The 18,413-nt window shown below is 67.2% G+C and carries 18 protein-coding genes and 2 tRNA genes; 9 read left to right on the top strand and 11 right to left on the bottom strand.

All coding sequences use genetic code 11. From position 1 onward, the window contains the following. Nucleotides 1-173: 173 nt before the first annotated feature. Nucleotides 174-368, top strand: a complete 195-nt coding sequence (rpmB, locus tag AC1DTF_RS10090; protein ID WP_057166329.1) for a 50S ribosomal protein L28 — start codon at nt 174-176, stop codon at nt 366-368. Between the two features lie 88 nt (nt 369-456). Here rpmB and AC1DTF_RS10085 read toward each other — a convergent pair whose 3' ends face one another. Both AC1DTF_RS10085 and AC1DTF_RS10080 read right to left on the bottom strand, forming a co-directional pair. After that, a complete protein-coding gene (locus tag AC1DTF_RS10085; RefSeq protein ID WP_057166328.1) occupies nt 457-1,140 on the bottom strand; it encodes a uracil-DNA glycosylase in 684 nt (227 codons plus the stop codon). Nucleotides 1,141-1,167: 27 nt separating this feature from the next. After that, nucleotides 1,168-2,118, bottom strand: a complete 951-nt coding sequence (locus AC1DTF_RS10080) for a thiamine-phosphate kinase (RefSeq protein WP_477473976.1) — start codon at nt 2,116-2,118, stop codon at nt 1,168-1,170. A 106-nt stretch (nt 2,119-2,224) separates the two neighbouring features. Here AC1DTF_RS10080 and AC1DTF_RS10075 point away from each other — a divergent pair, with 106 nt between their 5' ends. Then, complete coding sequence (locus tag AC1DTF_RS10075; RefSeq protein ID WP_057166326.1) at nt 2,225-2,467, top strand: Lrp/AsnC family transcriptional regulator; 243 nt, start codon at nt 2,225-2,227, stop codon at nt 2,465-2,467. A 10-nt stretch (nt 2,468-2,477) separates the two neighbouring features. Next, nucleotides 2,478-3,020, top strand: a complete 543-nt coding sequence (locus AC1DTF_RS10070; RefSeq protein WP_477473975.1) for a DUF3515 domain-containing protein — start codon at nt 2,478-2,480, stop codon at nt 3,018-3,020. A 7-nt stretch (nt 3,021-3,027) separates the two neighbouring features. Here the strand turns inward: AC1DTF_RS10070 and AC1DTF_RS10065 are convergent, their stop codons facing one another. From AC1DTF_RS10065 to AC1DTF_RS10055, 3 genes are read right to left on the bottom strand one after another with little or no spacing between them, the layout of a single operon-like run. After that, the gene (locus tag AC1DTF_RS10065; RefSeq protein ID WP_057166324.1) at nt 3,028-4,125 is read right to left on the bottom strand and encodes a D-alanine--D-alanine ligase family protein; all 1,098 of its coding nucleotides are present in this window, start codon (nt 4,123-4,125) and stop codon (nt 3,028-3,030) included. Nucleotides 4,126-4,177: 52 nt separating this feature from the next. After that, nucleotides 4,178-5,278, bottom strand: a complete 1,101-nt coding sequence (locus AC1DTF_RS10060) for a cystathionine gamma-lyase (protein ID WP_057166323.1) — start codon at nt 5,276-5,278, stop codon at nt 4,178-4,180. Between the two features lie 28 nt (nt 5,279-5,306). Next, on the bottom strand, nt 5,307-6,287 hold the full coding sequence (locus AC1DTF_RS10055; RefSeq protein ID WP_156409096.1) for an NAD(P)H-dependent glycerol-3-phosphate dehydrogenase: 981 nt from the start codon (nt 6,285-6,287) through the stop codon (nt 5,307-5,309). Between the two features lie 53 nt (nt 6,288-6,340). Here AC1DTF_RS10055 and cofC point away from each other — a divergent pair, with 53 nt between their 5' ends. From cofC to mutT1, 3 genes are read left to right on the top strand one after another with little or no spacing between them, the layout of a single operon-like run. Next, on the top strand, nt 6,341-7,009 hold the full coding sequence (cofC, locus tag AC1DTF_RS10050) for a 2-phospho-L-lactate guanylyltransferase (RefSeq protein ID WP_477473974.1): 669 nt from the start codon (nt 6,341-6,343) through the stop codon (nt 7,007-7,009). A 48-nt stretch (nt 7,010-7,057) separates the two neighbouring features. After that, the gene (locus AC1DTF_RS10045; protein ID WP_477473973.1) at nt 7,058-9,229 is read left to right on the top strand and encodes an RNA degradosome polyphosphate kinase; all 2,172 of its coding nucleotides are present in this window, start codon (nt 7,058-7,060) and stop codon (nt 9,227-9,229) included. A 40-nt stretch (nt 9,230-9,269) separates the two neighbouring features. Further along, nucleotides 9,270-10,190: an 8-oxo-(d)GTP phosphatase MutT1 gene (gene mutT1, locus AC1DTF_RS10040; RefSeq protein WP_477473972.1), complete on the top strand. Its 921-nt coding sequence runs from the start codon at nt 9,270-9,272 to the stop codon at nt 10,188-10,190. Nucleotides 10,191-10,251: 61 nt separating this feature from the next. Here the strand turns inward: mutT1 and AC1DTF_RS10035 are convergent, their stop codons facing one another. From AC1DTF_RS10035 to leuC, 3 genes are all read right to left on the bottom strand, one after another. After that, nucleotides 10,252-10,905, bottom strand: coding sequence for an HU family DNA-binding protein (locus AC1DTF_RS10035; protein ID WP_477473971.1), 654 nt, complete (start codon nt 10,903-10,905; stop codon nt 10,252-10,254). Nucleotides 10,906-11,108: 203 nt separating this feature from the next. Beyond that, on the bottom strand, nt 11,109-11,702 hold the full coding sequence (leuD, locus tag AC1DTF_RS10030; protein WP_057166318.1) for a 3-isopropylmalate dehydratase small subunit: 594 nt from the start codon (nt 11,700-11,702) through the stop codon (nt 11,109-11,111). Nucleotides 11,703-11,730: 28 nt separating this feature from the next. Further along, nucleotides 11,731-13,173, bottom strand: coding sequence for a 3-isopropylmalate dehydratase large subunit (gene leuC / locus AC1DTF_RS10025; protein WP_477473970.1), 1,443 nt, complete (start codon nt 13,171-13,173; stop codon nt 11,731-11,733). Nucleotides 13,174-13,249: 76 nt separating this feature from the next. Here leuC and AC1DTF_RS10020 point away from each other — a divergent pair, with 76 nt between their 5' ends. The 3 genes from AC1DTF_RS10020 (at nt 13,250) to AC1DTF_RS10010 (ending at nt 16,553) form a co-directional block, all read left to right on the top strand. Then, nucleotides 13,250-13,951: an IclR family transcriptional regulator gene (locus AC1DTF_RS10020; RefSeq protein ID WP_057166316.1), complete on the top strand. Its 702-nt coding sequence runs from the start codon at nt 13,250-13,252 to the stop codon at nt 13,949-13,951. A 106-nt stretch (nt 13,952-14,057) separates the two neighbouring features. After that, nucleotides 14,058-15,326 (top strand): DUF1800 domain-containing protein, encoded by a 1,269-nt coding sequence (locus AC1DTF_RS10015; RefSeq protein ID WP_477474001.1) that lies wholly within the window; start codon nt 14,058-14,060, stop codon nt 15,324-15,326. A gap of 21 nt (nt 15,327-15,347) precedes the next feature. Beyond that, the gene (locus tag AC1DTF_RS10010; RefSeq protein WP_057166314.1) at nt 15,348-16,553 is read left to right on the top strand and encodes a DUF1501 domain-containing protein; all 1,206 of its coding nucleotides are present in this window, start codon (nt 15,348-15,350) and stop codon (nt 16,551-16,553) included. Nucleotides 16,554-16,607: 54 nt separating this feature from the next. Here the strand turns inward: AC1DTF_RS10010 and AC1DTF_RS10005 are convergent. The 3 genes from AC1DTF_RS10005 to gltX all read right to left on the bottom strand — a co-directional run bounded on the left by AC1DTF_RS10005 (nt 16,608) and on the right by gltX (nt 18,412). Continuing rightward, a tRNA-Glu gene (locus AC1DTF_RS10005) sits at nt 16,608-16,680 on the bottom strand. Nucleotides 16,681-16,772: 92 nt separating this feature from the next. Further along, nucleotides 16,773-16,844 (bottom strand) — tRNA-Gln (locus tag AC1DTF_RS10000). A gap of 116 nt (nt 16,845-16,960) precedes the next feature. Beyond that, complete coding sequence (gltX, locus tag AC1DTF_RS09995) at nt 16,961-18,412, bottom strand: glutamate--tRNA ligase (protein WP_057166313.1); 1,452 nt, start codon at nt 18,410-18,412, stop codon at nt 16,961-16,963. Between the last annotated feature and the right edge of the window lies 1 nt (nt 18,413).

Genomic DNA, 18,413 nt, shown 5'->3' with positions numbered 1-18,413 from the left:
CCGCCGACAGCGGGGCCGCAGCCGCACAGGTTGTGGACAGCTCGGGTGAACGCGGCGAGCGGATCAGCGGGACGTTTTGGAGATCCGTTCACCGGGCCGGTATCCTGGTCCAGTTGTCGGGTCACCCGCTTGCGGTCGCTGGCCCCCAGTACTGATTACAAGGAGTTCTAGACATGGCTGCCGTGTGCGACATCTGCGCTAAGGGCCCCGGCTTCGGCAAGTCGGTGTCGCATTCCCATCGCCGGACCAACCGTCGCTGGAACCCGAACATCCAGACCGTCAACGCCGTGACCCGCCCCGGCGGTAACAAGCAGCGTCTGAACGTCTGCACCTCCTGCCTGAAGGCCGGCAAGGTCGCACGCGGCTGATTCCGCCTCGCGCGGTCCACAGCTGAAATCTGCACCACATCGACGGTCACCCTCGCGGGTGCCGTCGTTTTGGTGACTCTAGGTACTGCTACGGCAGTCGCCAGTCGATCGGATCGGCGCCCAGCTTCGTCAGCAGTTCATTGGTACGGCTGAACGGCTTCGATCCGAAGAATCCTCGCGACGCGGACAGCGGCGACGGGTGCACCGATTCGATGACACCGCAGCCGCCCTCGATCAGCATCGGTTTCAGCGTCTGCGCGTCGCGTCCCCAGAGCACTGCCACCAGCGGCTGCGGGCGCGCGACCAGTGCCCGGATCGCGCATTCGGTGACGGCCTCCCACCCCTTGCGGCGATGTGAGGCCGGCGCACCGGGCCGCACGGTGAGCACCCTGTTCAACAGCATCACACCCTGCGCGGCCCACGGACTCAGATCGCCGTTGGCGGGCACCGGGTAGCCGAGGTCGGCACCGTACTCGGTGAAGATGTTGACCAGGCTGCGCGGCACCGGGCGAACGTCCGGGGCCACCGAGAAACTCAGCCCCACGGCATGTCCCGGAGTCGGGTACGGATCCTGGCCGACGATCAGTACGCGGACCGCCTCGAACGGAAACGTGAACGCCCGCAGGACGTTCTCTCCGGCCGGCAGGTACTGGTGTCCGGCGGCCAGTTCGGCGCGCAGGAACTCGCCCAACTCGGTCACCTGCGGGGCCACCGGCTCGAGCGCACGCGCCCAACCGGGTTCGACGAGATCTGTCAGCGGGCGTGGTGTCACGAGGCCCAAAACTAGCGTGCCGCCGGTTCAGTAGGACTGCCAGCCCGCGTTTCCCTGCCAGGCCTGTCCGTCGACGAGCACTGCGGGCGCACCGTCGCGCACCCGGCCGATGACCCGCCACCCGGCCGGCACCGCACCGGGAAAGGTGGCCACCAGCGCATGGTCCTCTCCCCCGCCGAACACCCAGTTCCAGGCGTCGGATCCGGTGGCCGCTGCGGCATCGGCCAAGGCATCGTGATCGCTGCCCAGCGCTTCCCTGAACACCTCGATGACGACCCCGGACGCGGTGGCGATATGGCCCAGGTCGGCCAGCAGCCCATCGGACACATCGGTCATCGAGGTGGCCCCGGCAGCGGCGGCAACGCGGCCCTGACCGTAGGGCGGTTTCGGCACCAGATGCTGTTCGCGCAGCGCGGCCGGTTCGCCGATGCCGTTGAGCCACAACGAATATCCGGCACCCGAACGGCCCAGGTCACCCGCGACGGCGACGATGTCACCGGGGCGCGCGGTGTCCCGTCGCACCGGAGCGCGGCCGCCGAGATCGCCGAGCACCGTCACCGACACCACCCACTGCGGGGCGCTGACCAGATCACCGCCGGCGATCCCCGCGCCACAGCGCTGCGCCTCATCCCACAAACCGTCCGACAAGGCCTGCGCCGCGGACGCCGCGGTGTCCGGCGGTGCACCGAAGGCGACCACGAACGCCGTCGGCGTCGCACCCATCGCCTCGATATCGGCGGCGTTCTGGGCGATGGCCTTGCGGCCGATGTCGTGCGGCGTGGACCAATCCAGCCGGAAATGCCTGTCCTGCACCAGCATGTCCGTCGACACCACGGTGCGCCCGTCGGCCGCGGTGACCACCGCGGCATCATCTCCGGGACCCAGCACCACGGCCTCGGGCTGGTGACGCCCCGCGTTGATCCGGTCGATGACGCCGAACTCCCCGACCTGTGCCAACGTCGGCTCGCTGTCGCTCATCTCACCGTCCTGGGTAGGGGTTCCCGGCCTGAACACTGCCGCGACCTGCGGTACGTTTGGTCCCTGCGGCGACGAGTCTATGCAGCGGAAACGGAGGGCACACCCAGTGGTAGAGGCATTCATGCTGATTCAGACCGAGGTGGGCCGCGCCGAGGTCGTCGCCAAACAGCTGGCCGGACTGCCCGGGGTGCACTCGGCGGAGTATGTGACCGGACCGTACGACGTGGTGGCCCGGGTCGGCGCCGACACGCTGGACGGATTGCAGCGCGATGTCGTGGACAAGGTTCAGCAGGTGGCCGGAATCACCCGGACCCTGACCTGCCCGATCGCCGAGACGCAGCATCCCTAGAGTTACCCATGTGACGCAGCCCGATGAGCAGGACGGCCCGCCGCGGTCGCTGATCATCGCGGCGGTCGGAGTAGCCGTGGCCGCGGTGATCGTGGTGCTCACCTTCGCCGCGACCCGCCAAGCCGCGCCGCCGGACACACCGGTGGCCATCGCCGCCGCTCCCGCCCCGCAGGCCGACAGCCCGCAGTGCGCGGCGCTGCTGGAAACGCTGCCCGAACAGCTGGGTGATTACCGGCGCGCGCAGGCCGTCGAACCGGTACCCGCCGGCGCCGCCGCCTGGCAGGCCGATCCCGATGCCGACGCGGTCATCCTGCGCTGCGGCCTGGACCGCCCGGCCGACTTCGTGGTGGGCACCCCACTGCAGGTCGTCGACGAGGTGCAGTGGTTCGAGGTGAACGCCTACGGGACCAGCACCTGGTTCGCCGTGGACCGGGGCACCTATGTGGCGCTCACGCTGCCGTCGGGGTCCGGTCCGACGCCGATCCAGCTGATCTCCAAGGCGATCGCGCGGACCATGCCGGCCCAGCCGCTGGATCCCGGGCCGTCGCGCTGACCGAGCATCACCGCAGGCCGGTACCTCTGGCCACCGCGGTGTCGACCATCGTCGCCAGCAGCGTCGGGTAGTCCACCCCACTGGCCGCCCACATCCGCGGGTACATGGAGATGGTGGTGAAGCCGGGCATCGTGTTGATCTCGTTGATCACCGGGCCGTCCTCGGTGAGGAAGAAGTCGACCCGGGCCAGGCCCTGGCAGTCGATGGCGCGGAACGCCTTGATGGCCAGCGCACGGAGCTCGCCGGCGATCTCGTCGTCGACCTTGGCCGGCACATCGAGCTCGGCGGCGTCATCGAGATATTTGGTGGCGAAGTCATAGAAGGTGTCCTCGCGGTCGCGCACCCCGGCCACCCGGATCTCCCCGATCTCGCTGGCCTCCACGCGTCCGTCCGGGAACTCCAGCACGCCGCACTCGAGTTCGCGGCCGATGATGGCCGCCTCGACGATGACCTTCGGGTCGTGCCGGCGGGCGTCGGCGATCGCGGCGGCCAGCTGATCCCAGGCCGTCACCCGGCTGACGCCGATCGAGGAGCCGCCGCGGGCGGGTTTGACGAACACCGGCAGGCCGAGGCGTTCCCGGTCGTCGAGTGCGACGGTGTCCTGCTGGGCCCGCAGCACCACATGATCGCCGATCGGCAGACCGTCGGCGACCAGCAGTTTCTTGGTGAATTCCTTGTCCATACCGGTGGCGCTGGCCAGCACCCCGGCCCCGACATAAGGAACGCCGGCCAGTTCCAGCAGGCCCTGGATGGTGCCGTCCTCGCCGTAGGGGCCGTGCAGCACCGGGAACACCACGTCGACGGCGGCCAGCACCTCACCGGCGCCCTCGCCCAGCGAGAGCAGTTCGCCCCTGCGCACCGGGTCGGCGGCCAGCGCCAGCGCGGTGCCGCCGGCCACATTCGGCAGCTCACCGGCGGTGATCGCCAAGGTCTCGGGCTTACCGTCGGTCAGCACCCAGGAGCCGTCCGGGGTGATCCCGACGGCAACCACGTCGAAGCGCTGCGGGTCGAGATTGCGCAGGATGCTTCCTGCGGAAACACAGGAAATCCCGTGCTCAGAACTGCGTCCGCCATAGATGACGGCGACACGGGTACGGGCACTCACAACCTGCAGAGGCTACCGGCTTCGGGCACCGGCCGGATTCTCAGGGATTGGCTCAGGCCAGCGCGCGCTCGATATCGGCGACGATGTCGTCGGTGTCCTCGATGCCCAGCGAGATCCTGGCGAAGCCCTCGGGCACCGGGTCTCCCCACCGCGCCCGACGGTCCACACAGGTGTGGATGCCGCCGAAGCTGGTGGCCGCCACCAGCAGCGCGCTGCGCTCCACCAGCTTGTGCACGGCGTCGGCATCGGCGAGCTCGACGGACACCAGGCCACCGAAACGCCGCATCTGCTCGACGGCGATCGGGTGGGACGGGTCCTGCGGCAGGCCCGGGTAGCGCACCGAACGCACCGCCGGATGATCGCGCAGCATCAGCGCCAATGCCTGCGCGTTGCGGCACTGCCGGTCGATGCGCAGCCCGGCGCTGCCCAGACTGCGCAGCACCAGCCAGGCCTCGAATGTGCCGAGCACCGGCCCGGCCAGCAGGCGGTCGCGTTCCACCGCGGCCATCAGTTCGGGGTGGCAGCCCGCCACGTAGCCGGCCAGCAGATCGCTGTGCCCGGACAGTGCCTTGGTGGCGCTGGCGACCACGAGGTCAGCACCCAGCGACAGCGGCTGCAGGCCCAGTGGGGTGGCGGCGGTGTTGTCGACCAGCAGGGTCGCGCCGCGGGAACGACAACTGGTGGCCAGTCGGTGCAGGTCCACCACGTCCAGCGTCGGGTTCACCGGCGTCTCGGCGAGTACGACGTCGGCGTGCTCGGCCGCCGCGCACATCTGCGCGGCGGACGCCTCGACCACGGTGACGCCCAGCGGTGCCAGGTATTCGGCGGCGTACCGGCGCACCTGGTAGTAGCCGTCGGCGGGCACGACCAGTGTCTTGCCCGGTTTGGCCAGCACCCGCAGTGCCGCGCTGATGGCGCCCATACCGGAACCGAAGGTCAGCGCCGAGGAGGCGCCCTCCAGCTCGGCCAGTGCCGATTCCAGCTGGCGCCACGTCGGATTCGAGGCCCGACCGTAGGTGTCCAGCGGTGCGGACTCGTCCGGCGACAGGTGGTACGCCGACGCCGGAACCGGCACCGGCGCGATGGGTGAACCTGGAACTCCGTGTGCTCCAACAGCATTCACGCTGCGGGTGGAATCACCATAACCATCCATGCTTATCTCCCGTCGCTCCGGGTGGCGCTCATTCCGGTTTGGTGCTGCGTCCCAGCAGCAACATGACGGCCTGCTCGACGGACAGACCGCGATGGCAGACCTGGTGGACCGCGTCGGTGAGCGGCATCTCGACGTCGTAACTCGACGCCAGCGCCAGCACCGACTGACATGACGTGGCGCCCTCGGCGACGTGCCCCTGAGCGGCACGCAGCGCGGACTCCATCGAACCACCCTGCCCGAGCCGCGCCCCGAAGGTACGGTTGCGTGACTGCGGCGAGGTGCAGGTGGCCACCAGATCACCGACTCCGGCCAGGCCGGCCAGCGTTGCGCCCTTGGCGCCCAACGCTATTCCCAGCCGCATGATCTCGGCGAGCCCGCGGGTGATGATCGCCGCCGAGGTGTTCTCGCCGAGGCCGACACCGGCGGCCATGCCGCAGGCCAGCGCGATCACGTTCTTGCAGGCGCCCCCGATCTCGGCACCGATCACATCGGCGTTGGTATAGGGACGGAAGTAGGCGGTGGACAGCGCCCGTTGTATGGTCACCGCACGACCCGAGTCGGTGCACGCGACCACCGTGGCGGCGGGTTGTTCATCGGCCACCTCTTTGGCCAGGTTCGGTCCGGTCACCACCGCGACCCGCGCCTGATCGGCACCGGTGACCTGAGAGATCACCTGACTCATCCGCATCAGGGTGTCCAGTTCGATGCCTTTGGCCAGGCTGACCAGCGTGGCGTCCTGTCCGATCAGGTGTTTCCAGGACTCCAGGTTGGGCCGCAGGGTCTGGGACGGCACGCCGAGCAGGACGGTGCAGGCTCCCTGAAGCGCCTCGGCAGCATCACCGGTGGCCCGGATGCCGGCGGGCAGCGGAGTGTCCCCGAGGTAGTCGGGGTTGCGGTGCGTCGCGTTGATCTCGTCGGCCAGTTCGGGCCGACGTGTCCACAGCGTCACGTTGTTACCGGCGTCGGCAAGCACCTTGGCCAGCGCTGTTCCCCACGCACCGGCTCCCATCACAGCGGCTTCGACCACGGCTCAACCCTAGCTGCCCCGCGGAGACTGGCAGGATGGCGGATATGAAGGGCAGCAACGCGCAGCCGGAGGTCGGTGTGCTGATCGCGGTGAAGCGGCTGACCGCAGCCAAGACCCGGTTGGCGCCGGTGCTCTCGGCCTCGGCACGGGAGAGTCTGGTGCTGGCCATGTTGGTGGACACCGTCACCGCAGCGGCGGCCGTGCCCGCCGTGAGTTCGATCACCGTGGTCACTCCGGATCCGGATGCGGCTGCGGCCGCCCGCGAGCTCGGCGCCCACGCATTGATGGACCCGACCCCCGACGGGCACCCCGACCCGTTGAACAACGCTCTCGGCGTCGCCGAAGCGGCGGCACTCGTCCCCAACATCGTTGTCCTCCAGGGTGACCTGCCGGCGCTGCGAACCGAGGAGCTGGCCGGGGCGCTCGCCGCCGCACGCCGGCACCCGCGCAGCTTCGTCGGCGACCGGCACGGCACCGGGACGTCGGCGCTGTTCGCGTTCGGCGTCCCGCTCGACCCTCGGTTCGGGGTGGAATCCACACGCCGCCATGCTGATTCGGGCGCGACCGAATTGACCGGCAGCTGGCCGGGACTGCGTTGCGATATCGACACCCCCGATGATCTCGCCGCGGCACTGCACCTCGGCCTCGGTCCGGCGACACACCGCGTGGTCGGCGCGCTGCCGTCCACCGGCAGCGACGGTTGATCACGATGCGCACTGGAATGCACGGTGGGGATAGGCAATGATCGACACATGACCGACGCCGATACAACGACTACTGACACCGAGTGGACGCCGGCCGAGGCCGTGGACGGCTCACCCGACGCTCCCCCCGCGGAGACCACCGCCGCCGTCGAGGACGCGCTACCCGAGGACCGCTACCTCAATCGTGAGCTGAGCTGGCTGGACTTCAATGCCCGGGTGCTGGCGCTGGCCGCCGACACTTCGCTGCCGCTGCTGGAGCGGGCCAAGTTCCTGGCCATCTTCTCTTCCAATCTCGACGAGTTCTACATGGTGCGCGTCGCCGGCCTGAAACGTCGTGACGAGATGGGACTGTCGGTGCGCTCCGCCGACGGGCTGTCCCCGCGGGAACAGTTGCGCCGCATCGGTGAGCGCACCCAGCAGATCTCCAGCCGCCACGCCCAGGTGTTCCTCGAATCGGTGCGACCCGCGTTGGCCGAGAAGGGCATCCTGATCGTCAGCTGGGCCGATCTGGACGAGGACGAACACGCCACGCTGTCCACCTACTTCCACGAGCAGGTGTTCCCGGTGCTGACGCCGCTGGCTGTCGACCCGGCGCACCCGTTCCCGTTCGTCAGCGGCCTGAGCCTGAACCTGGCGATCACGGTGCGCCAGCCCGATGACCGCACCCAGCACTTCGCCCGAATCAAGGTGCCCGACAACGTCGACCGGTTCGTCGAGCTGCCCCGCCGCGAAGGTGAGGACGGCACGCCGGGTCCGGTGCGCTTCCTGCCCCTGGAGGAGCTGATCGGCGCCTTCCTATCGGTACTGTTCCCGGGCCTGGAGATCGTCGAGCAGCACGCGTTCCGGATCACCCGTAATGCCGACTTCGAGGTCGCCGAGGATCGCGACGAAGATCTGCTGCAGGCGCTGGAGCGGGAACTGGCCCGGCGCCGGTTCGGATCGCCGGTGCGTCTCGAGGTCGCCGACGACATGACCGAGAACATGCTCGAGCTGTTGTTGCGGGAACTCGACGTGCATCCCGGTGATGTCATCGAGGTGCCAGGGCTCCTCGACCTTTCGTCACTGTGGCAGATCTACGGGGTGGACCGGCCCGATCTCAAGGACCGTCCGTTCGTGCCCGCCACGCCCGCCGCGTTCGGCGAGCGCGAGACGCCGAAGAGCATCTTCTCGACGCTGCGTGACGGTGATGTGCTGGTGCATCATCCCTATGACTCGTTCTCGACGACGGTGCAGCGCTTCATCGAACAGGCCGCGGCCGACCCGAACGTGCTGGCCATCAAGCAGACGCTGTACCGCACATCCGGTGACTCGCCGATCGTCAACGCGCTGATCGACGCCGCGGAGGCCGGCAAGCAGGTGGTGGCGCTCGTGGAGATCAAGGCGCGGTTCGACGAGCAGGCCAACATCAAATGGGCACGTGCCCTCGAACAAGCCGGTGTGCACGTGGTTTACGGGCTCATCGGGCTGAAGACGCACTGCAAGACCTGCCTGGTGGTCCGGCGTGAGGGCTCGACGATACGGCGGTACTGCCATATCGGCACCGGCAACTACAACCCGAAAACCGCCCGGCTGTATGAGGATGTCGGCCTGCTGACCGCCTCCCCCGACATCGGCGCCGACCTGACCGACCTGTTCAACTCGTTGACGGGGTACTCCCGCAAGGTGTCCTACCGCAACCTGCTGGTGGCGCCGCACAGTGTGCGCAAGGGCATCATCGGGCGGATCGAGCAGGAGACCGCTGCACATCTGGAGACCGGGCAGGGCCGAATCCGGCTGAAGGCCAACGCCCTGGTCGACGAACAGGTGATCGACGCGTTGTACCGGGCCTCGCAGGCCGGTGTCCGGGTCGAGGTGGTGGTCCGCGGAATCTGTGCGTTACGTCCCGGCCATGAGGGTCTGTCCGAGAACATCGTGGTGCGCTCGATTCTCGGCCGTTTCCTGGAACACTCCCGAATTATTCACTTCCGCGCCATCGATGAGTTCTGGATCGGCAGTGCCGACATGATGCATCGTAATCTGGACCGCCGGGTGGAAGTCATGGCACAGGTCAAGGATCAGCGGCTGACGGCCCAATTGGACGAGATGTTCGAGTCCACCATGGATCCGGCGACCAGGTGCTGGGAGCTCCAGGCCGACGGTCGATGGAATGCGCTGCCGCTCCCCGGCCAGACGGTGCGCGACCACCAAGTCGCCCTGATGGCGAGACATCGCTCACCCTGACCCCCGGACTGTCGGCCACTGACAACACCTAGGAGTTGATGTGTCGGACAGCTCGACCCGCAAGAAGGTGAAGACCGTCCATGCCGCCGGTGCGGTGCTGTGGCGGGAGCATGCGGGACGCACCGAGGTCGCGGTCGTGCACCGCCCGCGCTACGACGACTGGTCTCTTCCCAAGGGCAAGGTCGACCCCGGCGAGAGCCACCCCGCCACCGCGGTCCGGGAGATCCGTGAGGAGACCGGATTTCAGAGCCGACTCGGGCGCAGGCTGGCCGTCATCAGTTATCCGGTGGACGGTGCGGTCAAGCGGGTCGTGTACTGGGCGGCCGGCGTGGGTGACGGCGCGTTCAGCGCCAACGACGAGGTGGACGAACTGCTCTGGCTGCCGCCGAAAGACGCAATGAAGCGGCTGCAGTACCAGCAGGACCGTAAGGTGCTGCGACGCTTCGCCAAAGCACCCGCCGACACCGCGACGACGATCATCGTGCGGCATGCGCGGGCCGGTTCGCGGTCCAAGTACAAGGGCGAGGATTCCCAACGACCGCTGGACAAGCTCGGTCGCGCACAGGCCGAATCGCTGGTGAGTCAACTACTTGCCTTTGGTGCCACCGAGCTTCACGCCGCCCCGCGGGTGCGATGCCGGCAGACGCTGGAGCCACTGGCTCAGGAAATCGGTGTGCCCATCGACACAGAGGCCGCCCTCACCGATGAGGCCTACTCCGATGACAAGAAGACCGCCCGCGCCCGGGTTCTGGAGATCGCCTCCGGTTCAGCCGATGCGACGCCGGTGATCTGCACCCAGGGCAAGGTGATTCCCGATCTCATCGCGTGGTGGTGTGAGCGCGACGGTGTGCGGCCCGACAAGTCACGAAACCGCAAGGGCAGCACCTGGGTGCTGTCGTCGGTGGGTGGCCGCCTGATCGCCGCCGACCATATCGGCAGCCCACTGGCCGTCCTGGAATAGGCACACACAAAAGCACCCCAGAACCACTGTTCTGGGGTGCTTTTGTGGGTAAGAGCCGGAACTACTTGCGGCCGCGCTTGACCGGAGCCGCCTTCTTGGCCGGAGCCTTCTTGGCCGCGGGAGCCGCCTTCTTGGCGACGGCCTTCTTGACGGCGGCCTTCTTGACGGCAGGAGCCGCCTTCTTGGCGACAGCCTTCTTGACGACGGCCTTCTTGACGGCAGGAGCCGCCTTCTTGGCGACAGCCTTCTTGACGACGGCCTTCTTGACGGCAGGAGCCGCCTTCTTGGCGACAGCCTTCTTGACGACGGCCTTCTTGACGGCAGGAGCCGCCTTCTTGGCGACAGCCTTCTTGACGACAGCCTTCTTCACCGCAGCGCGCTTGGCCGGAGCCGCTGCCACACCACGCTTGACGGCGGGGCCGTCTGCCGGGAGACGCTGCGCGCCAGAGACAACCGCCTTGAACTGCGCGCCCGGGCGGAATGCCGGAACCGACGTCGGCTTGACCTTGACGGTCTCACCGGTACGCGGGTTACGAGCCACACGGGCGGCACGGCGACGCTGCTCGAAAACGCCGAAGCCGGTGATGGTGACGCTCTCGCCCTTGTGCACGGCACGCACGATCGTGTCAACGATGTTCTCAACCGCGGCAGTAGCCTGTCGACGATCGGTGCCCAACTTGGTTGTGAGTGCGTCGATGAGCTCTGCTTTGTTCATGCAAACCCTCCGAAGTCCAGTGGTCCACCTTGGACCGACTAGAGGACACGGTAAACCCATTGGGCGCATATTTCCAAGAGCCACGCGCAGTTTCATACGTAGCTGATGAATATTCGGCAATCCGATTGGCCCACTTGGACAGTGGTACCGGCGTCCGAGAATGTGGTTGCCGGGCCATATTTGGGGCCCCGGAAACCCCGAATTCAGACCGGAAGTGTGCGCGGCTTGAAGCTCGGTCGACGCTGCTCGTAGGCTTCGATTTCGTCCTGTTTCCGCAGCGTAAGGCCTATATCGTCGAGTCCCTCGAGCAGCCGCCATGCGGTGTAGTCATCAATGTTGAACGGCAGCAGGACCGTTCCAGCGGAGATGGTCCGATCTTGAAGATTCACAGTGATTTCCAAGCCCGGATTCTGCTCGATCAGCTTCCAGAGAAGTTCGACATCATCATGTGACACTTCGGCCGCCAAAAGACCCGCTTTGCCGGCGTTGCCCCGAAAAATATCGGCGAATCGCGGTGAGATGACGACTCGGAAGCCGTAGTCCATGAGCGCCCAGACGGCGTGTTCGCGGGACGATCCGGTGCCGAAATCGGGGCCGGCCACCAAAACCGACCCCTTGTCGAAGGGCGCCAGATTCAAAATGAATGACGGGTCGTTACGCCATGCGGCGAACAAACCGTCCTCGAAACCCGTTCGGGTGACCCGCTTCAAATACACGGCCGGGATGATCTGGTCGGTGTCGACATTGGTACGGCGCAGCGGCACGCCGATCCCGGTATGAGTGGTGAAAGCCTGCATGTCCTGGTACTCCTTGCGGTTCGAAGACCTAGTGGGTGGCGGCGGCCGGTTCGAGATCGGCCGGGGAAGACAGCGTGCCGCGCACTGCGGTGGCTGCTGCCACCGCAGGCGACACCAGATGGGTGCGCCCGCCCTTGCCCTGTCGGCCTTCGAAATTGCGGTTGGAGGTCGAGGCGCAACGCTCGCCGGGGGCAAGCTGATCCGGGTTCATCCCCAGACACATCGAACAGCCGGCCTGGCGCCATTCCGCCCCGGCGGCGGTGAAGATTGCTCCCAGACCCTCGGATTCGGCTTGTGCGCGCACCCGCATCGAGCCGGGGACCACCAGCATCCGTACCCCGTCCGCCACCGTGCGGCCGTCCAGAACCTCGGCGACCACCCGCAGATCCTCGATGCGTCCGTTCGTGCACGATCCGACGAAGACGGTGTCCACCGGGATTTCACGCATCGGGGTGCCGGCGCGAAGGTCCATATAGGTCAACGCTTTCTCAGCCGCCTGCTTGGCGTCGTCATCGAGCATCATCTCGGGATCGGGCACCGTCGCCGAGAGCGGCACACCCTGCCCGGGGTTGGTCCCCCAGGTGACGAACGGGCTGAGCGTCGCGGCGTCGATGTAGACCTGGGTGTCGAATTCAGCGCCCTCATCGGTGTGCAACTCGGTCCAGGCCTGCACCGCGGCATCCCAATCGGCGCCCTTCGGCGCGTGCGGACGGCCCTTGAGGAATTCGAATGTGGTGGCATCGGGCGCCACCATGCCTGCCCGGGCGCCGGCCTCGATGCTCATGTTGCAGATCGTCATCCGGCCCTCCATCGACAAGGATTCGATGGCGCTGCCCCGGTATTCGATGACGTGACCCTGCCCACCACCGGTGCCGATCTTGGCGATGACCGCCAGAATGATGTCCTTGGCGCTCACTCCCTCGGGCAGATCGCCGTCGACATTGACCGCCATGGTCTTGAAAGGCTTGAGCGGAAGCGTCTGGGTGGCCATCACATGCTCGACCTCAGATGTGCCGATACCCATGGCGATCGAGCCGAACGCGCCGTGGGTCGAGGTGTGGCTGTCGCCACAGACCACCGTCATACCCGGCTGTGTCAGACCCAGTTGCGGTCCGATGATGTGCACGATGCCCTGCTCGGCGTCGCCCATCGGATGCAGCCGGATACCGAACTCCTCGCAGTTGCGCCGCAGGGTGTCCACCTGGGTGCGCGACACCGGATCGGCGATCGGCTTGTCGATATCCACCGTCGGCACGTTGTGATCCTCGGTGGCGATGGTGAGATCGGGGCGCCGCACCGGGCGCCCGGCCAACCGCAGACCGTCGAAGGCCTGCGGGCTGGTGACCTCGTGCACGAGGTGCAGATCGATGTAGATCAGGTCGGGTTCACCGGCGCCGCGGGCCACGACGTGGTCATCCCACACCTTCTCGGCCAGGGTTCGGGGCCGCGGACTGGACTGTGTCTGCTCCATGGGTATCTCTATTCGACTCGGGCGTCCTGCCGTGACGGGCTGGCTATCTCACGATGCGGGACGCTAGTATCTCCCTGTGAGACAGGATAGCGGTATCGGCGTCCTCGACAAAGCGGTGGGCGTACTGCACACGGTGGCCGAGTCACCCTGCGGTCTGGCCGAACTGTGCGAACGCACCGGCCTGCCGCGGGCCACCGCGCACCGGCTGGCCGCCGGACTGGAAGTGCACCGCCTGCTCGCCCGGGACACCGAGGGTCGATGGCGGCTGGGACCGGCGCTGACCGAACTGGCCGGGCAGGTCAACGATCCGCTGCTGGCCGCCGGTGCCGCCGTCCTGCCCCGGCTGCGCGAACTCACCGGCGAGAGCGTCCAGCTCTATCGCCGGGAGGGCAGCTCCCGGGTGTGCGTGGCCTCCCTGGAGCCACCGGTCGGTCTGCGTGACACCGTCCCCGTCGGCACCCGGCTGCCCATGACGGCGGGGTCCGGGGCCAAAGTGCTACTGGCCTACAGCGATAGCGCCACCCAGCAGTCGGTGCTCACGACCGCGAAATTCACCGAACGCACGCTCGCCGAGGTCCGCAAGAGGGGCTGGGCGCAAAGCGCCGCCGAACGCGAATCCGGGGTCGCCAGCGTGTCCGCGCCGGTGCGCGACGGACGCGGCGCGGTGATCGCCGCCATCTCGGTGTCCGGGCCCATCGACCGGATGGGTCGCCGGCCGGGCGCCCGCTGGGCCGCCGATCTGCTGGCCGCATCGGAAGCCCTGACCCGCCGGCTCTAGCAAACTTCGCGCGCGGGCCCTATTGTCGACACCACGAGCGCAGCTGCGCTGGCCGGAGGAGCAGATCACGGGTTCGCAATCGCCGCAATGGCTGGCCACCGCACGAATGATGCGGCGGTCCGGTTTCGGTGCGACCGGGCGCGAAATCGACGCGGTGGTGAATCGCGAGTGGCGGGCATACCTCGACGAGGTGCTCGATCTTGACCCCGCCGCCGACCCGGGTGCCATCGCGACCCCGATGGCGTCCTACTCGACCCCCGCACTGCCCGCCAGCGAAGCCACCACGGCGCCCTTCGTGAGCAGCATGCTGGCGCAGATGCAGGATCTGTCCGGTTGGTGGATACGTCGTATGGTCGCCGTGCGTCAACCGATCCACGAAAAGCTGACGTTCGTCTGGCACAACCACTTCGCCACCTCGGCGGAAAAGGTGGTGGCCGCGGAATTCATGGCGGCCCAGAACCAGACTCTGCGCACCCACACGCTCGGTGACTTCCGGGATCTCGCCTACGCCATCCTGACCGACTCGGCGATGCTGCGCTGGCTCGATGGCCTGGGCAACACCAAAGAGGCGCCCAACGAGAACCTGTCCCGGGAATTCATGGAACTCTTCGCCCTCGGTCACGACAACGGCTACAACGAAAGCGATGTCCGCGAGGGCGCGCGGGCGCTCACCGGGCGTTTCGACACACTGGGCCGGGGCACCTTGTTGGTGGCAGAGCACCACGACGGCGGTTCCAAGACGATCCTGGGCAAGACCGGCCCCTTCGGGGACAACGACTTCTGCGACATCGTGGTCGGGCACCCCGCGTCGGCACGCTTCGTGAGCTCCAAGCTGTGGCGTCTGCTGGCCTCCGATACCGACCCGAGCGAGGCCGCCTCCGCCCGGCTGGTCGCCGCCTACGGCCCGAAGCGGGATCTGAAAGCGTTGACCAAAGCCATCTTTCTCGACCCCGACTTCACTGCAGGCGCCGGCACCTCGGTCGTCACACCGGTGGAGTGGCTGGTCGGCATGCTGCGCTCGCTGTCGGTGCCGCTCGACGGCCCGGACACCTTGACCGCCTGCGATGTCGTGCTCAAGGTGATGGGCCAGCGTCCCTTTGCGCCACCGGACGTCGATGGCTGGCCGCAGGGCCGGGTGTGGCTGTCCAATACGAGTGCGGCCGCGCGGGTCTGGGCGGCCGACCGGTTCGTCCCCCTGGGTGATCTCTCGCTGGTGTCGGATGCCGCTCCCGGCGACCGCATCGATGCCGCGGGCTACCTGCTGGGTATCGGCGCCTGGACCGACACCACGGCCGGGGCGTTGAAGCCGCTGGCCGACCGCCCGGACCGGCTGGTCGCCGCCGCCGTCAACACACCCGAATACCTCACGGTTTAGCGAAGTTGGGGTGACACAGCCATGCCGGAGATGAATCGCCGCAGATTCCTGATCGCCAGTGCGGGGGCCGCCGGGCTGGCCGCAGCGGCCGGCGCGGCGGTCACCCTGCCCCAGATGTTCGAGCGCGCGCAACAACAACCGTTGCCCGCCGACACCGGCATCCTGGTGATCCTCACGCTCTACGGCGGCAACGACGGCCTCAACACCGTGATCCCGTTCACCGACAACGCCTATTACGACGCACGTCCCGATCTGGCGTTCGGACCGGAGACGGTCATCGATCTGGACGGTGCGTTCGGGCTGAACCCCGCGCTGACCGGTCTGGCGTCGGCGTGGCGCAGCGACAACCTGGCCATCATCCGCGGTGTCGGCTATCCGAAACAGGACCGAAGTCATTTTCGTTCAATGGATATCTGGCAGACGGCCTCCCCCGACGACCCGACCGCATCCGGCTGGATCGGACGCTGGTTGGACGCAGGCGGGGACGATCCGCTGCGCGCGGTGAACATCGGAACCGTGCTGCCCCCGATGGCCATCGGCCAAAAGCACACCGCGGCCGGGCTTTCCGCGACCATCCCGAAGCTGCCACCCGATATGCCCGGCGTTCTGGAGGCGATGAGCGCCCCCGACCCGCTCGACACCCCCGCGATGGCGGCCGTGCGTGCCGACTACCGGGCCTATCGCACGACCGATGACACGTTCCGCACCTTCACCGACAATCCGCTACCCCCGACGGCGGCCACCGATCTGGGCAGACAACTGGCCGACGATCTGGAACTGGTGGCCCAGTGCGTGCGGGCCGGGGTGCCCACCAAGGTGTACATGGTCTCGCTCGGCGGATTCGACACCCACGCCAACGAACGCGGTGACCAACAGAAACTGCTCACTGCCCTCAACGACGCCGTCACACCGTTCCTGAAGCAGATGCGCAACAGCGCCTACGGCCGGCACGTGGTGACGATGATCTATTCGGAGTTCGGCCGACGGGTGGCCGCCAACGCCACCCAGGGCACCGACCACGGCACCTCGGGTCCGGTGTTGATTCTCGGCGAGTCGGTGCGGGGCGGGTTCTACGGTGACGCGCCCAGCCTCACCGATCTGAGTGACGGCGACCTGAAGACCACCACCGATTTTCGCGACGTCTATCACGAACTGCTCGATCAGACGTTGGGCACCGATCCGGAGCCATCGGTGGGCCCGGGCCGGCGACCCATCGGCTTTCTGTGACGTTCGCGACACGGCACAAAAAAAGTCCCAGGATTTCTCCTGGGACTTCGTCTGTACCCCCGATGGGATTCGAACCCACGCTACCGCCGTGAGAGGGCGGCGTCCTAGGCCGCTAGACGACGGGGGCTAGAACTTCCGGTGAGCCAGCATAGCTCAGGAGCGTATGCAGACCTAATCACCGCTGTGCCTGAACGTTCTTCGCGTGAACGCTCATCACCGCTGGGGTACCAGGACTCGAACCTAGAATGAGGGAATCAGAATCCCTAGTGTTGCCAATTACACCATACCCCATTTGATGCCCATCACTGCAGGTCAGGGCATCATTTGGCCCAATCAGCGCCGCGGTGATGATCTCCGCTGTGCTTTTCGGGCCGACGAACAGATTACCAAAGAATCGCGGCCACTTTTCACACCCCACCCCGTGCGGCGCGCAACCGGGCCAGGCTGCGGTCGCGACCCAGCAGCTCCATCGACTCGAACAGCGGCGGACTGATCGACGAACCGGTGACCGCGACCCGGATCGGACCGAAGGCCTTACGCGGTTTGAGCTCAAGGCCGTCCAGCAGCGCCGTCTTCAGCGCCTCTTCGATCGAGGACGTCGTCCACTCCGGCGCAGCCTCCAGAGCGCTTAGGGCGGCGTCGAGCACCGGGGCGGCTTCGGCCTTCAGTTCCTTGGCCGCCGACTTCTCGTCGAGCACATAGCTGTCGTCGTCGAAGAACTTCAACAGATCCCACGCATCGCCGAGCACCACGATGCGGGTCTGCACCAGTGCCGCCGCTTCCGCGAAGCCGGCGTCGTCCAGACCGGTGTCGTGGCCGTGCGCCTCCAGGAAGGCCCGCAGCCGGGCGCAGAAATCCTCGGGTGACAGGCGCCGGATGTGCTCGGCGTTGATGGCGTCGGCCTTCTTCTGGTCGAACCGGGCCGGGTTGGAGTTGACGTTGACAACGTCGAACGCCGCGACCATCTCATCGAGGCTGAACAGATCGTGGTCGTCGGCGATACCCCAGCCCAGCAGCGCGAGATAGTTCAGCAGCCCCTCCGGGATGAATCCCCGGTCGCGGTGCAGGAACAGATTCGACTGCGGGTCACGCTTGGACAGCTTCTTGTTGCCGTCGCCGAGAACGCTTGGCAGGTGCGCGAACTCGGGAATGCTGTCGGTGACACCGATCCGGATCAGCGCCTGGTACAGGGCAATCTGGCGCGGCGTGGAGGACAGCAGATCCTCGCCGCGCAGCACGTGGGTGATCTTCATCAACGCGTCGTCGACGGGATTGACCAAGGTGTACAGCGGATCTCCGCTGGCCCGGGTGATCGCGAAATCGGGCACCACGCCGGCAGCGAAGGTGGTCTCACCGCGCACCAGATCGTTCCAGGTCAGGTCCGCATCCGGCATCCGCAACCGCAACACCGGTTTACGTCCCTCGGCGGTGAAGGCCGCACGCTGATCGTCGGTGAGGTCGCGGTCATGGTTGTCGTAGCCCAGTTTGGGATTTCGGCCCGCGGCGATATGACGGGCCTCGACCTCCTCGGGCGTGGAGTAGGCCTCGTACACCTCGCCCGCGGCGAGCAGTTTGGCGATCACATCGCGGTAGAGATCGGATCGCTGCGACTGCCGGTAGGGCTCGTAGGGTCCCCCGACCTCCGGGCCCTCATCCCAGTCCAGACCGAGCCAGCGCAGCGCGTCCAGAATCGCGTCATAGCTTTCCTGGCTGTCGCGGGCCGCATCGGTGTCCTCGATGCGGAAGACGAAGGCGCCACCGGTGTGCCGGGCGTAGGCCCAGTTGAACAGCGCGGTGCGGACCAGCCCGACGTGCGGGGTGCCCGTCGGTGATGGGCAGAAACGTACCCGAACGGTCATC

It is taken from the genome of Mycobacterium sp. P4_H6 (genome assembly GCF_056400845.1).
This window is presented reverse-complemented; position numbering and strand designations above follow the sequence as displayed.

Excerpts from the sequence above, each read along its gene's own strand:
- rpmB (WP_057166329.1), top strand. The coding sequence starts at position 174 with ATGGCTGCCGTGTGCGACATCTGCGCTAAGGGCCCCGGCTTCGGCAAG.
- AC1DTF_RS10080 (WP_477473976.1), bottom strand. The coding sequence starts at position 2,118 with ATGAGCGACAGCGAGCCGACGTTGGCACAGGTCGGGGAGTTCGGCGTC.
- AC1DTF_RS10060 (WP_057166323.1), bottom strand. The coding sequence starts at position 5,278 with ATGGATGGTTATGGTGATTCCACCCGCAGCGTGAATGCTGTTGGAGCA.
- AC1DTF_RS10055 (WP_156409096.1), bottom strand. The coding sequence starts at position 6,287 with ATGGGAGCCGGTGCGTGGGGAACAGCGCTGGCCAAGGTGCTTGCCGAC.
- cofC (WP_477473974.1), top strand. The coding sequence starts at position 6,341 with ATGGCGGATATGAAGGGCAGCAACGCGCAGCCGGAGGTCGGTGTGCTG.
- AC1DTF_RS10045 (WP_477473973.1), top strand. The coding sequence starts at position 7,058 with ATGACCGACGCCGATACAACGACTACTGACACCGAGTGGACGCCGGCC.
- AC1DTF_RS10035 (WP_477473971.1), bottom strand. The coding sequence starts at position 10,905 with ATGAACAAAGCAGAGCTCATCGACGCACTCACAACCAAGTTGGGCACC.
- leuD (WP_057166318.1), bottom strand. The coding sequence starts at position 11,702 with ATGCAGGCTTTCACCACTCATACCGGGATCGGCGTGCCGCTGCGCCGT.
- leuC (WP_477473970.1), bottom strand. The coding sequence starts at position 13,173 with ATGGAGCAGACACAGTCCAGTCCGCGGCCCCGAACCCTGGCCGAGAAG.
- AC1DTF_RS10015 (WP_477474001.1), top strand. The coding sequence starts at position 14,058 with ATGATGCGGCGGTCCGGTTTCGGTGCGACCGGGCGCGAAATCGACGCG.
- AC1DTF_RS10010 (WP_057166314.1), top strand. The coding sequence starts at position 15,348 with ATGCCGGAGATGAATCGCCGCAGATTCCTGATCGCCAGTGCGGGGGCC.
- gltX (WP_057166313.1), bottom strand. The coding sequence starts at position 18,412 with ATGACCGTTCGGGTACGTTTCTGCCCATCACCGACGGGCACCCCGCAC.